The following is a 987-nucleotide window of genomic DNA, read 5'->3' as shown; positions in this document are numbered from 1 at the left end:
GAAGTGTTCCATAGACTCAAATTCTTGCAGATAAAGCAGTTCACTCTTGAGTAAGCCGAAGAAGTTTTCTGCCACCGCATTGTCCAGACAGTTCCCTTTGCGGCTCATACTCTGCCGAATACCTTTCACACGCAGCATACGTTGGTACTGCTTGTGCTGGTATTGCCAGCCTTGGTCAGAGTGGAGAACCAGTCCGGTTGCATCCGGTATGGTTTCAAAGGCTTTGGTGAGCATAGTTGTTACCATGCTTAAAACCGGTCGGTCAGAGATAGCATAGCTCACCAAATACCCATTGTGCAGATCCAGGATTGGAGAAAGATAGAGTTTCTGACCAAACAAGCTGAACTCTGTCACATCAGTGACCCACTTTTGATTTGGTTTTTCCGCATGGAAGTTTCTGTTCAGCAGATTGGGCGCAATCTTGCCCACTTCTCCTTTGTAAGAGCGATATTTCTTGACTCTGACACGGCAAACCAAGCCCAGTTCTTTCATCATCCGCTGGACAGTCTTGTGGTTCAGGAGAAATCCTCGGCTGTGAAGTACCATAGTGATACGCCGGTATCCGTATCTTCCTTTATTTTCGTGGTAGATAGCGGCGATTTCTTCTTTTGCCCCTGCATATTTGTCTGCCCGCTGCATCCGTTTCAAATAGTAGTAAAAGGTTGCTCTGGGCAGCTGAGCGATTTCAAGCAGAAGCAATAACGGATATTTCAGCCTCAGTGTTTGGATCACCTGCGTTTTCTGTGCCGGCGTCGCTCTTCTTCCAAAACCAAGGCTTGCAAATTTTTTAGGTATTCGTTCTCCGCGCGCAGCCGCTGGTTCTCGGCGATCAGGTCTTCTTCAACCGTCTTAGACGACTTGGCAGACTGGCTGCTATTTTTTCGCCCTCGCCGTTCGATCGCCAATCCTTCCGGCCCTTCTTCAAGATAGATTCGCTCCCACCGTTCAATGATGCCATGGTTGTTGATCTCAAACCTTCGCATCGCT

1 pseudogene is annotated in these 987 nt (G+C 48.2%); it reads right to left on the bottom strand.

The features are described 5' to 3' along the window. A pseudogene (locus B5G28_RS14215) lies at positions 1-839 on the bottom strand (IS3 family transposase); the annotation flags it as partial. Positions 840-987: the final 148 nt, after the last annotated feature.

The organism is Faecalibacterium sp. An77 (genome assembly GCF_002161315.1).
Lineage (GTDB): Bacteria > Bacillota > Clostridia > Oscillospirales > Ruminococcaceae > Faecalibacterium.
The sequence above is the reverse complement of the archived record's forward strand: the minus strand, read 5'-3'. Positions and strand labels throughout refer to the sequence as shown.